At 65.8% G+C, this 13,896-nt stretch carries 12 protein-coding genes; 4 read left to right on the top strand and 8 right to left on the bottom strand.

The features are described from left to right. From LB569_RS14905 to LB569_RS14895, 3 genes are all read right to left on the bottom strand, one after another. Entirely contained in the window at positions 1–1,122 is a 1,122-nt protein-coding gene (locus LB569_RS14905) for a class II histone deacetylase (protein WP_318013111.1), read from the bottom strand. Positions 1,123–1,204: 82 nt separating this feature from the next. Beyond that, positions 1,205–3,919, bottom strand: coding sequence for a LuxR C-terminal-related transcriptional regulator (locus tag LB569_RS14900; protein ID WP_224692978.1), 2,715 nt, complete (start codon positions 3,917–3,919; stop codon positions 1,205–1,207). Next, complete coding sequence (locus LB569_RS14895) at positions 3,916–4,563, bottom strand: GNAT family N-acetyltransferase (RefSeq protein ID WP_224692977.1); 648 nt, start codon at positions 4,561–4,563, stop codon at positions 3,916–3,918. Before LB569_RS14895 ends, LB569_RS14900 begins: the two co-directional genes overlap by 4 nt. Before the next feature lie 176 nt (positions 4,564–4,739). Between LB569_RS14895 and LB569_RS14890 the strand changes: the two genes are divergently transcribed. From LB569_RS14890 to LB569_RS14875, 4 genes are read left to right on the top strand one after another with little or no spacing between them, the layout of a single operon-like run. After that, positions 4,740–6,041 (top strand): ArgE/DapE family deacylase, encoded by a 1,302-nt coding sequence (locus tag LB569_RS14890; protein ID WP_224538416.1) that lies wholly within the window; start codon positions 4,740–4,742, stop codon positions 6,039–6,041. Further along, positions 6,038–7,096 (top strand): phosphotransferase, encoded by a 1,059-nt coding sequence (locus LB569_RS14885; RefSeq protein WP_224692976.1) that lies wholly within the window; start codon positions 6,038–6,040, stop codon positions 7,094–7,096. The genes LB569_RS14890 and LB569_RS14885 overlap by 4 nt, the downstream gene beginning before the upstream one ends. Continuing rightward, the gene (locus tag LB569_RS14880) at positions 7,097–8,404 is read left to right on the top strand and encodes an aspartate aminotransferase family protein (RefSeq protein WP_224692975.1); all 1,308 of its coding nucleotides are present in this window, start codon (positions 7,097–7,099) and stop codon (positions 8,402–8,404) included. 13 nt (positions 8,405–8,417) lie between these two features. After that, complete coding sequence (locus tag LB569_RS14875) at positions 8,418–9,074, top strand: GntR family transcriptional regulator (RefSeq protein WP_224692974.1); 657 nt, start codon at positions 8,418–8,420, stop codon at positions 9,072–9,074. Positions 9,075–9,096: 22 nt separating this feature from the next. Here the strand turns inward: LB569_RS14875 and LB569_RS14870 are convergent, their stop codons facing one another. The 5 genes from LB569_RS14870 to LB569_RS14850 are packed head-to-tail and all read right to left on the bottom strand — an operon-like array spanning position 9,097 to position 13,829. Further along, positions 9,097–10,401, bottom strand: a complete 1,305-nt coding sequence (locus LB569_RS14870; RefSeq protein WP_224692973.1) for an NAD(P)/FAD-dependent oxidoreductase — start codon at positions 10,399–10,401, stop codon at positions 9,097–9,099. After that, complete coding sequence (locus LB569_RS14865; protein ID WP_224692972.1) at positions 10,398–11,381, bottom strand: branched-chain amino acid ABC transporter permease; 984 nt, start codon at positions 11,379–11,381, stop codon at positions 10,398–10,400. The genes LB569_RS14870 and LB569_RS14865 overlap by 4 nt, the downstream gene beginning before the upstream one ends. Next, a complete protein-coding gene (locus tag LB569_RS14860) occupies positions 11,378–12,286 on the bottom strand; it encodes a branched-chain amino acid ABC transporter permease (RefSeq protein ID WP_224692971.1) in 909 nt (302 codons plus the stop codon). The genes LB569_RS14865 and LB569_RS14860 overlap by 4 nt, the downstream gene beginning before the upstream one ends. Next, positions 12,283–13,032 carry an ABC transporter ATP-binding protein gene (locus LB569_RS14855; RefSeq protein ID WP_224692970.1) on the bottom strand — a complete coding sequence of 250 codons (750 nt, stop codon included), beginning with the start codon at positions 13,030–13,032 and terminating at the stop codon, positions 12,283–12,285. The genes LB569_RS14860 and LB569_RS14855 overlap by 4 nt, the downstream gene beginning before the upstream one ends. Next, positions 13,029–13,829: an ABC transporter ATP-binding protein gene (locus tag LB569_RS14850; protein ID WP_224692969.1), complete on the bottom strand. Its 801-nt coding sequence runs from the start codon at positions 13,827–13,829 to the stop codon at positions 13,029–13,031. Before LB569_RS14850 ends, LB569_RS14855 begins: the two co-directional genes overlap by 4 nt. Positions 13,830–13,896: the final 67 nt, after the last annotated feature.

Raw genomic sequence — 13,896 nt, 5'->3', positions numbered from 1 at the left:
TCAGGCCGCGCTGGCGAGGCGTTGGCGCAGGCCCGCGAGCAGGCCTTCGGCGGCGTCGATTGCCTTGGCTTGGTGTGGCTGCAGCTCCTGTCCGGCCCATTCGTCGATATGGTCCGACAGGGGATCGACCACTTCGGTGCGATGGTTGGCGAGCGTCTCTATGACGGCATGACCGCAGAACGGCACGTAGCCTTCGGAGTAGCCGCCTTCATGCGTCATCATCAGGCGCCCGTTCGAGACTTCGGCGGCCAGCGCCACCATGCGCGCGGCCAGGCGGCGGAAGCATTCGCTGTTGAGCATCATGCGGCCGAGCGGGTCGAAGCCCGACGCGTCGAAGCCGGAGGCGACGATGACGAGGTCGGGCTTGTAGGCGCGCAGTGCCGGGGCGACGACGCGGTCGAAGCTCGCTTCATAGGCGCCGGTGCCGCTGCCCGCCGGCAGCGGGATGTTGATGTTGTAGCCTTCGCCTGCGCCCTCGCCATTGTCGCCCAGCGCGCCGCGTCCGGTCGGATAGAGATTGTCCTGATGGATTGAAATCGTCAGCACCGACGGGTCCGCATAAAACACCGTCTCGGTGCCGTTGCCATGATGCACGTCCCAGTCGACCACCGCGGCGCGGCCTAGCAGGCCTTCATGCTGCAGCCGGCGCACTGATACGCCGATATTGGAGAACAGGCAGTTGCCCATCGCCTGGTCGGGCTCGGCATGGTGTCCTGGCGGGCGCGCCAGCGCATAGGAATTATCGACGCGGCCCGTCAGCACCGCGCGCATCGCCGCATAGGTGGTTCCGGCGGACAACAGCGCGATGTCGAAACTGTTGACGCCGATCGGTGCCTGAGGTCCGGCGAAACCAGACCCGCCTTCGCTCAGCGTCCTGATATCGTCGACATGGCGCTGCGTATGGACGCGCAGCAGGTCCTCGACCGTCACCGGTTCGGCAATGATCGGCACCAGATGGCGCGCCAGGCCGCTGACCTGGATGAGGTTGTTGAGCCTACGCTTCGATCCGGGCGATTCCAGATGGCGACCGGGCTCCACGAAGCGGCCGGGAGGCATCATGTCGGCGCTGGAGCCGGTATCATGCCACATCAGCTGTTCGTGAAAAACGTACCCTGTCGCCATCCGCAGCGTCCTCTACCAACCAGACGACGCTAGCAGGCTAACAATCACATGACCCGACCCGAAAGAGGGGTTTGGCGGATGTCTATGCCCCTCCTTTCGGAGGGGCGAGCAGGTTCAAGGCGGCCGGTGCGGCGCGCACGGCCTGGACGCGGTTCGAGACCGAGAGCTTGCCGAAAATGTTCTTCAGATGCCATTTCACCGTCGTCTCGCTGACCGACAAAGCGAGCGCTATATCGCGGTTGGACATGCCTTCCGACAGGCAGCGCAGCATTTCGGATTCGCGCTGTGTGAGTTCCTCTTTTTCGGCTGCCGGCATGGCCGGCTTGCGCGTCGCGACAGGCATCGTCTGCGCGGCATCGATGATACGCGTCGCATAAGCCGACAGCGCCGGATCTGTCTTTGCCTGAGCCGCGCGCAGCCGCATCAAGGCCTCGACGACGGCCCTGCCCTCGTCGACGAAGGAGCGGATGAAGCCGGAGGGCTGGGCAAGGCGCAGCGCTTCGAGCAGATGACGATCGGCCTCACGCTGGTCATGGCTGGCACTCTTGGCGCGCAGGATCAGCGCCAGTATGTGGCGGCGCATGCGCCCGCTGCTTTTCGTTCGCTCCAGCAGCGCGTCGAAAATCGCCGCCGCCGCGGCATAGGATTTCTCCGCCGTCAGCAGCCGGCCCTCGGCGAAGAACTCGAATTCGTTGGCGACGGTTGGGGTGGTCTCGCCCTGGTCGCGACGGTGTTCGTCGAGCAGCGCGCGCGCTTCCGGTATGCGGTTCTGGTCGATCAGCAGCCGGATGCGATCATGCACCAGCACCGAAGCGAGGCGGCGGTAGACGGAGCCGCGCACACGCTGGTAGACGCGCTCCAGCATGTCGAGGGCCGCCTCGCTCCGACCGGTCAGTTGCAGCACGCGGGCATAGGTCGGCACGCTGGCCAGGGGATAGACGATGACCGCGGCGCCCTCGATCAGCGGCCCGAGATTCTCGACCAGCGCCAGCGCTTCGCCGGACGCGTTGGTCTCGTAGGCGAGTTCGGCAAGCAGCGTTCCGGCGAGCGCCTCGGCATAGGAGTTGGCGCCGATGCGCGTCCTGGCCTCGATGATCGCGTTGCGCAGCAGCCGTTCGGCGGCGGGCAGGCGGCCGGCCGAGCGTTCGATGACGGCCATGTAGCAATTGGCGATGGTGACGCCGAGCAGGCTGCCGCTGCGCTCATGCGCCTTGCGCGCCGCGTCCACCGCCGCGCGCGCCCCTGCGAGGTCGCCCAGCGCATAGAGGTTGTAGCCGATGACGTTGGCGGTCGCCCCTTCCATGAACCAGGCATCGGGCGCGATGATGCGCAGGGCGGCCAGTGCGGTGTCGCGTGCGTCCTCGAACTGTTCCAGCGTGCTGTGCACCGCCGCGGCAAGAACCTCGAGTTCGGCCTCGATCGTGGTGCCGGTCAGCGTGCCCGGGTCATTGCCATCAGCCGGCCCGGCCTCCACCAGCTTGCGCGCGTTGGCGAGCGTCTGCCGGGCAATTTCGGGCTGGCTCGAGTGCACCGCAAGCCAGAGCACGACAAGCTGCAGCCGGATGCGCTGGTCGATCAGTTTTCTCGGCAGCAGCGCCAGCAACTGGCGCACATAGAGAAGCTGGCACTGGGCGATGAGTTCGAGCGCGTTGTTCTCGACGAACACCGCGGCGCGGGCCTGGTCGCCGGCGGCCAGCGCATGGCCGATGGCTTCGGTCAGCATCTTGCGTTCGCCGAACCATTCCGAAGCCGCCAGGTGCAGCGGCGCGATCATTTCCGGTTCGCGCCGTTCCATCTCGCGGCTGAGAAAGTCATGGAACAAATGATGATAGCGGAACCAGCGCCGCTCCTCGTCGAGCGGCACCAGGAACAGGTTGCGGGTCTCGATCTCGGTGATATCGGCCTCGGCGTCCGCCGTGCGCATCACCGCCCGGCAGGCCTCGGCGCTGAAGCGTTCGAAGATCGAGGAATGGAGCAGGAATTTCGCCAGCGCCGGCGGCAGTCCCAAAAACACTTCCCCCATCAGGAAGTCGGCGACATTGCGGTTGGCGCCGGTGAAATTGCCGATGACGGTTTCGGGCGCATGGGCGGCACTGAGCGACAGTGAGGCGAGCTGCAGGCCGGCGGCCCAGCCTTCGGTGCGCGAGCACAGGGTCTCCACCGTGCCGCTGCTGACGGAGAGGCCGAGCTTGTCGTTGAAGAAGGCTTCGGCCTCGGACGAGGCGAAACGCAGATCGTCCGGGCCGATTTCGAAGACATCGCCGAGCACCCGGAGCTTGCCGAGCTGCAGGTCGGGCAGGTTGCGCGAACCGATGACCAAGGCGACGTTGGCGGGCGCCTGCCGCGTCAGGCGCTCCATGAAGCGCTTCACCGCCGGTTCTTCGATGGCATGATAGTCGTCGAAGAACAGGGTGATGTCGGCGCGGCGTGCCGCAAACCCCGCCATAAGGGCCGCGAGCACCACGTCGAGCTGCGGGAGGGGACTCGACTGGAAGGCGAGGTCGAGCTCGGCCGGGTTCTGCACGAGATGGCGCAGCGCCCCGACCAGATGCGACAGGAAGGCGCCTTCGTCATTGTCCGTCGCTTCGCAGGACAGCCATGCCGTCAGCCGGCCATGGCGCGCGACCTCGGTTGCCCATTGCGCCATCGTCGTCGACTTGCCGAAGCCGGCGGGCGCGGCGAACAGCACGATGCGCGTGTCGACATGTCGCTCCAGCCTCGACAGGATAGCCTCGCGCCGCACCCACCGGCGGTGGTGGGGCGATGCCTGGCTGTCGGGTTGCGAAGACGGTCTCATCTGGCGCCGGACACCCATTCGGTTTCGATCAGCGGGATTTGCGGTGCGCAATCGCGCGGCAGGGTTCCCTTGACGCGCGGATCGTCGGTGATCTCGAAGCCGGCCGCGAAGGGTTCAAACCCGCACGCCCTGTAGAAGCCGATGACGCTGTGGTGATCGAAGCTGCTGGTGTGCAGCCAGATGCGGTCGGGTTTTAGGCGCCAGGCCTGATCGAGCGCGCCCGCCATCAGCCGCTTGCCAAGGCCTCGACCGGTCGAGGACGGGAAGAGGCCGAAATAGGTGATCTCGATCTCGTTGCCGTCGCCGGCAACGAATTCGACCATGCCGACATGGCCGCCGCTGTCATCGTGGCCGTAGTAGAGATGCTGGCGCGGGTCGGCGAAATGCGCCGCGATGTCCGCGTCCGACATTTCCGCGGCGCGGTCCCAGAGCCAGGGAGCGCCGATCTCGAGAAAGACCGAACGGTAGAAGGCGGGCTCGGGCTCGATGACGCGGGTCATCGCCAGCGGATGCGCGAGACCCTGCACCGACGCGCGCGCCTCCATCCACGTCACCGCGTTGACGATCTTGCCGGCCGGGATGCGCCGGTAACCCAACGGCAGGTCGGTGATTTCATCCGGCAACGTACCTTCGGTGACTTGCATTCGTCCTCGATCTCCGCCGCGTGGCCTCGCTGGCATATCAGGAAGCTGATGCCAACTCCGCGGCCGCCTGCCAAGAGGCTGCAGGGGTGGGCCATGATTTTGCCCGCCTGTCTTCTTGCCTTTTCGGGAAATGGCATATGAGATATGATACACCATTCACGGAGAAGCGGAATATCATGCCGGAGCGAATTGCGGACGAGGCCATTTTGCGGGCGGTCGACGATGGTTTCGACCGCCAGCTCGCCTTTTTGGCCGATCTCGTGCGCTTTCCCTCCCAGCGCGGCGAGGAACATGCCGCGCAATCCTTCATGGCGGCGGCCTATGAAGCCGATGGCTATGCGGTCGATATGTGGCGTGTCGATGTCGACGCGATCCGTGACTTGCCCGGATTTTCACCCGTGGCGGTTTCCTATGATGACGCCTTCAATGTCGTCGCCACCCATACGCCGAAGAACGCTACCGGCCGATCGCTGATCCTCAACGGCCATATCGATGTCGTGCCGACGGGGCCGCTCGACCGCTGGGTGCGCGATCCCTACGATCCCGTGATCGAGGACGGCTGGATGCATGGCCGGGGCGCCGGCGACATGAAGGCCGGACTGTCGGCCTGCCTCTATGCGCTGGCCGCCTTGCGGAGCCTCGGTTATCAGCCGGCCGCGAACGTGTTCCTGCAGTCCGTGGTCGAGGAGGAGTGCACAGGCAATGGCGCGCTCGCTTGCCTGCAACGTGGCTACCGCGCCGACGCCGCCTTCATTCCCGAACCGCTGGAGCCAAGGCTGATGCGGGCACAGGTCGGCCCGATCTGGTTCAGGGTCGAGGTCGATGGCGATCCGCAGCATGCGTCGGGCGCCTTCTCGACCGGCGCCAATGCCATTGAAAAGGCGTTCCTCATCATCCAGGCGCTGAAGCAACTCGAAATCGTCTGGAACGCGCGCAAGGTCGATGACAGGCATTTCTGCGATCACCCGCATCCGATCCGCTTCAACCTCGGCAAGATCGAGGGCGGCGAGTGGACGTCCAGCGTTCCGGCGCGTTGCGTGTTCGAGATGCGTGTCGCGACCTATCCCGGCCAGAAGCTCGAGGACGCCCGGGCCGAGCTGGAAGCCTGCATCGCGGACGCGGCGCGCGCCGATCCGTTCCTCGCCAATCGTCCGCCGAGGATGACCTATAACGGCTTCATGGCCGAGGGCTACGTGCTTGAAGGGGCCGACGAGATGGAAGCCGTGCTGCGTCGCAGCCATACCGCCGTGTGGGGCGAGCCGCTGACGGAGCACGTCACCTCGGCCACGACAGATGCGCGTTTCTTCGGCCTCTATGCCGACACGCCGGCCATCGTCTATGGCCCGATCTGCCGCATGCCGCATGGCTATGACGAGGCCGTCGATCTCGACTCCGTGCGCAAGGTCACGCAGACCATCGCGCTCTTCATCGCCGACTGGTGCGGCCTCGAACCCATCGATGCGGAGGTCGGGCCATGAACGAGGCGGTAACGGATGCCTTCGGCGAGACGCTCGCGGAGGATGCGCCCGACGTTTCGATCGCCGAGGCGCTTGCCCTGTTGCGTCGCCACTACGGAATTATCGGTAGCGCGCGTCCGTTGCCGGGCGAGCGCGACCACAATTTCCATATCGAGACCGAAGGCGAGGGCGCGTTCGTCCTGAAGGTCTCGCATCCGGCGGAAGAGGCCGGCTTCACCGATTTCCAGAACAAGGCGCTAGACCATATCCTGGCGGTCGATCCTTCCTTGCCCGTCCCTTCGGTGCGCAAGAGCCTCGAAGGCGAAGCACAGTTCATGGTCAGCGTCGGCGGATCGGCGCCGCGCATCGTGCGGCTGGTCACCTATCTGCCGGGCCAGCTGCTTTCGCGCTCGCCCACATCGGCGGCGCAGGACCGCAATCTCGGCATCTTCCTCGCCCGGCTTGGCCGGGCGCTGCGCGGATTCTTCCATCCGGCCGCGGGCAGCGACCTTTTGTGGGACATCCGCAAGGTCGCCAAGACGCGGCCGATGCTGGCGCATATCACCGACGCCGCCCACCGCGTCATGGTCGAGCGTGTCATCGACGCCTTCGAGCAACATGCGGCGCCAGTGATCCCCGGCCTGCGCGCCCAGATCGTCCACAACGACATGAACTCCTACAATGTGGTAGTGGATGCCGCGCGGCCGGAAGTGGTCAGCGGCATCCTCGATTTCGGCGACATGATCCATTCGCCGCTGATCTGCGACCTCGCCATCGGTGCCGTTTACCGCTGGCCCGCCGAAGGTCATCCGCTGGCGCCTGCGGCTCGCTTCGTCGCCGGCTATCAGTCCGTGCAGCCGCTCGAAATCGAAGAGCTTGGTATCCTCTTCCATCTCATTCGCGCACGGCTCGCGCTCATCGCCAACATCGCCAGCTGGCAGGCCGAGCGGTTTCCGGCCAAACGTGACTATGTGTTGCGCCTCATAACCGAGGTCTGGACCTCGCTCGAACGGCTGGACGGTCTATCGCCCGCTGACGCCCGCCGCTATTTTCTCGACCATTCCAAGCCGGAGTAGATGCCCGTGTCCCAGTCCTCGCCCTATCCTGCAAACGCCGGCTCGGCGGCATCCGAGCAAGCCCTGCTCGATCGCCGGGCGAGGTTGCTCGGGCCGACCTACCGCGCCTTCTACCGCAACCCGATCCATCTGGTGCGTGGCAGCGGCGTCTGGCTTTACGATGCCCAGGGCCGAAAATACCTCGACGCCTATAACAATGTCGCCTCGGTCGGGCACTGCCATCCGCGCGTCGTCGAGGCATTGTCGGGACAGGCCGCCACGCTCAACACGCACACGCGCTACCTCAGCGAGATCATCCTCGATTACGCCGAAAAGCTGCTTGGCACGCTGCCGCCCCATCTCGGCCATGCCATGTTCACCTGCACCGGCAGCGAGGCCAACGACCTTGCCATCCGCATTGCCCAGCACTCCAGCGGCAACACCGGCGTGATCATCACCGACTTCGCCTATCACGGCGCCACCATCGCCACCGCGCAGCTATCGCCGGCGGCGGTCGGGGCGAAAGGCGTGCCCGCGCAACACCGGACCGTGGCGGCGCCGGACACGTTGCGCGACGGCGGCCGCGCCGCGCATGATTTCGCCAGAAATGTCGCCGCCGCCATCGAGGATATGCGCGCGCAAGGCATCCGTCCGGCGGCGCTGCTGCTCGATTCCGCCTTTTCCAGTGACGGCATCTTCTTCCCCGGTGCCACTGTCATGCGCGAGGCGACCGATCACGTCAGGAAAGCGGGCGGCATCATCGTTGCCGACGAGGTCCAGTCCGGTTTCGGCCGGCTCGGACAGGGCATGTGGGGCTTCGCCAATTACGGCCTCGAACCCGACATCGTCACCATGGGCAAGCCGATCGGCGACGGACATCCGATGGGCGCGGTCATCGTGCGGCCACGGCTTGTTGCCTCCTTCGGCTCGAACACCGGCTACTTCAACACCTTCGGCGGCAATCCGGTCGCGGCCGCTGTCGGCATCGCGGTGCTGGACGTCATCGAGGGCGAAGGGCTGATCGAGAACGCGCGCACGGTCGGCGCCTATACCGGAGAACTGCTGGACGCCTTGAAAGGCCGCCACGGCATGGTCGCCGACGTCAGGCATAACGGCCTCTATTTCGGCGTCGAACTGACGGCGGAGGATGAGGCCGCCGCCGCTGCCAAGACCTCGTCCGTCGTCGAAGCCATGCGCGAGGACGGCGTGCTGATCTCGTCCTGCGGTCCGCGCGGCAATGTGCTGAAGATCAGGCCGCCGCTGCCCTTTGCCAGGGACAATGCCGAGCAGCTGGCCGAGACGCTCGATCGCGCACTGTCGAAATGGTGAACTGAGCGGGCGCATGCTGAAGCTCGAACATCAAACCCTCAACGACCGCGCCTATGGCGCGCTCAAGCAGGAATTGATCTCGGGCGGTTTCAGCCCGGGCCAGACACTGGTCATCCGCAAGCTCGCCGAGACCTTTGGCATTTCGACCACCCCGATCCGCGAGGCGCTGCAAAGGCTGGTCGCCGAGCGGTTGCTCGAAATGCAGAACAACCGCTCGATCATCGTGCCCTTGCTGTCCGAGCCCGCTTTCGAGGAGCTGACGCGCATCCGCATCGCCGTCGAGGGATTGGCGGGCGAGATGGCCGCCACGCGCATGAGTGAGAGCGCGCTGATTGACATACAGGCCGCGCTCGCCGGCATGCAGCGCGCCATCGAGGCCGGCGACGCCAGGGCCTATCTCGCGCTCAACGAGGCTTTCCACTTCGCCATCTACAGGCATGCCGGCGCGCCGATCCTCTTGAATATGATTCACGATCTCTGGGGGCGCGTCGGACCCTATCTCAAGCTGCTGATGAAGGCCGACCGTTACATTCCGCAGTCGAACGACGCGCATCTCAGGATTGTTGCCGCGTTGGAGGAGCGCAATGGCCCCGCCGTCCAGGCTTGCCTTGCGGAGGACATCGCCGTGGCGGCGGCTATTCTCTCCGAAAATCTTCGCGCCGCGCACTGATCGCACGGCAGGCCCGATTGGGTTATGCCGTTTCGTCCATCCGATCGCGCAGCATGCTCCAGCCGAGCAGCATGCTGGGTGCGTGCCGTAGCAGGGCATGGAACGGGATCGGCGCCGGCGGCGCGAACGGCAGCGGCAACTCTTGGGCGTCGGTCCCAGCGGCCCAGTCGGCCAGCACCTTGCCCATCGCCGTGGTCATGGCGATGCCGCGTCCATTGCAGGCGCGGCCGGCGATCAGGCCGGGGCCAAGATCCAGGAGGTGCGGCAGGAAATCCGGCTCGACCGCTGCCATTCCTGACCAGCCATAGGCAAGCGGTGGCAAATCAGGCAGGTCGAGGTGCCGGCCAAGCCGTCGCCAGATCGTTTCCGGCACGCGCGTGTCGGCGCCGGCGCCAAGGATATGCATGCCGCCGCTGATCAGCCGGTTGTCGGCATCGAAGCGGAAGGTGAAGAGATTGCGCCTGGTGTCGCCGACGCCTTGCCCCCCGGGAAGCAGACGCGTGCGGATTTCGAGCGGTAGCGGCGCCGTGGCGATCTGGAAAACCTTCAGTGGAATATAGGTTCGCCGCAGCAACGGCTCGAGCGACCCGCCATAGGCGTTGGTGGCGATCAGCACCCTAGCAGCGTGCACCGAGCCCGATGGCGTTTTTAGCGCCCACCCGTCGGCCACGCGATCGACCGACGTGACGCGTGTTTGCTCGAAGATGCGCGCGCCGGCTTTCTCCGCCGCGTCGGCGAGCCCCCGCGCATAGGCGACGGGATTGAGCACGCCGCCTGAACGATCCATCCAGCCGCCGAGATAGCCGCGCGCGCCCGTCAGCGTTTCGACATCCCGCCGATCCAGGGTAACGGCAGGCCGGCCGCGCCGCGCCCATTGTGCGGCCCGTGACTTGACCTTCTCCAGAGCTGCGCGCGAGTGCGCCGGCTGGATCCATCCGTTTTGGACCGCGTCGCAGTCGATGCCGTGCCGCCGGATCAGGCTGAAGACGAGATCGGCACTGCCGGCGGCAAAATCGATGAGGCGTTCGCCGCGTTCGGGGCCGAGATGCGCGAGGATGCTATCGGGGTCCATCTTGGCGAAGTTCGGTACGACGAAACCGGCATTCCGGCCGGTCGCGCCCCAGGCGATGATTTCGGCTTCGAGAACGGCGACGGAAAGTCCTTTTCCGGCGGCGTGCAGTGCGGTTGAAAGTCCGGAAAAACCGCCGCCGACAATGGCGAGGTCGACATCGAGGTCGCCATTCAGCGCGGGCCGCTCGCGACGATCGCGGCTGACGGCGTGCCAGAGCGAAGCGCCATGCGCCTCCTGCCTGACCACGGCATTCATCCGTTGGAACCGCTTTTGGCCGTGTCGATCCGCTTACGCTTGCCAAGGCGCGTCCGCAGGGGCCTGTCGCCGAACAATCCGTTCGGCCTGATCAGCAGGATGACGCAGAGCATGACACCGATGGCGACGATCTGCAGTGAGGCGGCGCGCGCCTGCTGCTCCGGTGGGAAGAACACGCTGGTCAGCGTGCCCGATCCCGCCCATATCGCCCAGACCAGTATGCTGCCTATGACGGCGCCGCGATTGCTGCCGGAGCCGCCGACGATCAGCATGACCCAGACCTGGAAGGTGAGGATTGGCAAATAATTGTCGGGCGCGATGAAGCCGGTGAAATGCGCCTGCATTGCGCCGGCCAGCGCCATGATGGCGCCGCCGACGGCGAAGGCCTGGACGCGGTAGAAACGCGCGCTCTTGCCGAGCGAGATCGCCGCCCGCTCGTCCTCCCGCAGCGCCCTCAGCACGCGTCCCCAGGGGCTGCGCGACAGATGCTCCAAGGCGAGATAGGCAATCAGCGTCACCGCGCAGACGACCGCAAGGTTGGACAGGTTGAACAGCAGCGGCGTTTCGGCCAGGCCGCCGAACGGGCGTGGGATGAAACCGATGCCGAATGGTCCGCCGGTCAGTTTCTGCGCGTTGAGTGCGACCAGTTGCACGACGACCGCCACGCCAAAGGTGGTGATCGCCAGATAGTCGGATCTGAGACGCAGCGTGGCCATGCCGGTAAGTGCCGCGGCAATGCCGCCAACCACCATGGCGCCAATCCAGCCGACAAGGATCGGCAGGCCGAAGCCGCCGAGGCGCGTGGGATCGTCCGGCGTCGTCAGAAGCGCCGAGGTGTAGGCGCCGATGGCGACGAAGCCGGCGAGGCCGACATTGAACAGGCCGGTCAGCCCCCACTGCAGATTGAGCCCCAGCGTGACCAGCGAGAAGATTAGCGCCGTGGTCAGGAAGAAGGCGCCGTAGCCGACGAGATCGATCATCTTTCCCGAACTCCGAAAAGGCCGATCGGCCGCACGAACAGCACTGCCATCAGGATGATGAAGGAGACGGCGGCGCGCCATTCCGCACCGATCAATTGCACCGCGCCGGCTTCGGCGAGCCCGATGATCAGGCCGCCGAGCACCGCGCCCGGGATGCTGCCGATGCCGCCGAGGATAGCTGCGGCGAACATCGGCAACAGCATGTCGAAGCCCATGAACGGGCGGATCTGCACCAGGACGCCGATCATGACGCCGGCGACGCAGGCAAGCGCGCCACCGATGATCCAGGTGACGCGCACCACGCTGGCGACGTCGATGCCGACGATGCGGGCCAGTGCCGCGTTCTGGCTCAGCGCCTGCATCGAGCGGCCGGTCTGCGTGCGTGCCATCAACAGATGCACGCCGAGCACGAGTATGGCGGTCAGCAGCAGCAGGGCGATCTGGTCGGGCGTGATGCGGATGCCGAAGCCGACCGGCATGGCGATCTGGATCGCCCGGCTGAAATAGGTCGGCCGGGAGGTGAAGATGAACTCCAGCAGGCTCCGCAGCGCCATCGAGGCGCCGAAACTCGCCATCACCACGATGATCGCCTGCCCCTGCGAGCGCAGCCGCGAAAACAGCACCTTGTCGAGCAGCAGCGCCAGCAGTGCGGTGAACGCCATGCCGACGACCAGGGCAACAAGCAGCGGCCAGCCGAAGGACAGCGGCCCGATCGGCGCCACCTTGCCGAACATCGCGCCGATGGCGCTGACCACGGCCAGCGTCGCATAGGTGCCCCAGGCCATGAAGTCGCCATGGGCGAAGTTGGAGAAACGCAGGATCGAATAGGTGAGCGTCACGCCGATGGCGCCGAGGCCGATCATCGAGCCGGTCAGCAATCCGTCGACGACAAATTGCAGGCTCATGCCGCGCCTCCCTTGCTGGCGTGAGAGGGGCGTTGGCCGAGATAGAGTTCGGCGACGACCGGGTCATTCCACAATTCGGAGGCGATGCCCTCATGCCGGTCCTTGCCTTCGACCAGCACATAGGCGCGGTCGCCGATGGCAAGCGCCGCCTTGGCGTTCTGCTCGACAAGCAGGATTGTTACGCCGGACTTGCGGATGCCGGCCAGCATCTCGAACACCATCGACACGAATTTCGGCGACAGGCCGGCGGACGGCTCGTCCAGCACCAGCACCTTGGGGTGGACGATCAGCGCCCGCGCGACGGCGAGCATTTGCCGCTGGCCGCCCGAAAGATTGCCGGCGGCCGTGCGCCGCTGGCGGACGAGGTCGGGGAAGGCGGCATACATTTCCTCGATGCGGCCGGGAATTTCGCGCCGCTCGAGGATGCCGCAGGCAACCCTGAGATTGTCCTCGACCGACATCAGCGGAAAGATGTTCTCGGTCTGCGGCACGAAGGCGAGGCCAAGCCGCACCATGGTGTGGGCCGGTGCGGCGGTGATATCCCTGCCGTCCAGGAACACCGTGCCGCCGGTGATCGGCACGAGGCCGGCGATCGCCTTGATGAAGCTCGATTTGCCGGCCCCGTTGGGACCGAGGACGACGACGATCTCGCCTTTTCTGACCGTGATCGAGGCGCCGCGCACGATCGGCACGCCGGGCTCGTAGCCGGCTTCCAGGTTGCGGACGTCGAGGACAGTCTCGCTCATGCCGCGCCCCCAAGATAAGCCTCGATGACGCGTGGATCGCGCGCGACCTCTTCCGCCCTGCCTTCGCTGAGCAATTGGCCGCTCGCCATGACCAGGACGCGGTGACAGAGCCGCGTCACCATGTCGATATTGTGCTCGATCAGCAGGAAGGTGATGCCGCGCGCATTGATGTCGCGGATGCGGTCGATGATGACTTCGAGCAGCGTCGCGTTGACGCCCGCCGCCGGTTCGTCGAGCAGGATGATCGCCGGATCGGCCATCATCACCCGGGCAAGTTCGAGGAGCTTGCGCTGGCCGCCGGACAGCACGCGCGCCGGCTCATGCGCGAGGTGGGTGAGGGTGACCAGGTCCAGCAGGTCGAGCGCCTTTGTCCGGGCGGCTCTTTCCTGCGCCGCCACCCGCCACGGCGTGACGAAGTTGGCGAGCAGCCTTTCGCCCGCCTGGCCCTGTGCCGCCAGCATGATGTTTTCGATCAGTGTCAGATTGGGCAGCGGGCGCGGGATCTGGAAGGTGCGGCCGAGCCCTCGGCCGATGCGCAAATGAGCGGCTTCGCCGGAGACGCGCACGCCGTTGAGCATGATATCGCCGCTGGTGGGCAGGATGCTGCCGGCAAGCAGGTCGAACATCGTCGTCTTGCCGGCGCCGTTGGGTCCGATGAGGCCAAGGATTTCGCCTGCCTTGACGTCGAACGAGACATCGTTGACCGCGACAAGGCCGCCGAAACGCCTGACGACGTTCCTTGCCGTCAGGACCGGCGCACGGGTCTCCCGCCCTTGCGGTCTGCTTGCCTCGCTCATCAAACCCTCTGGCCGAAGACGATCGTCGCCGTCTCCTGATTTTTGATTTGTGATCACACTTGCTTTG

This window comes from Mesorhizobium sp. BH1-1-4 (assembly GCF_020165665.1).
Taxonomy (GTDB): Bacteria; Pseudomonadota; Alphaproteobacteria; order Rhizobiales; family Rhizobiaceae; genus Mesorhizobium.
The sequence above is the reverse complement of the archived record's forward strand: the minus strand, read 5'-3'. Positions and strand labels throughout refer to the sequence as shown.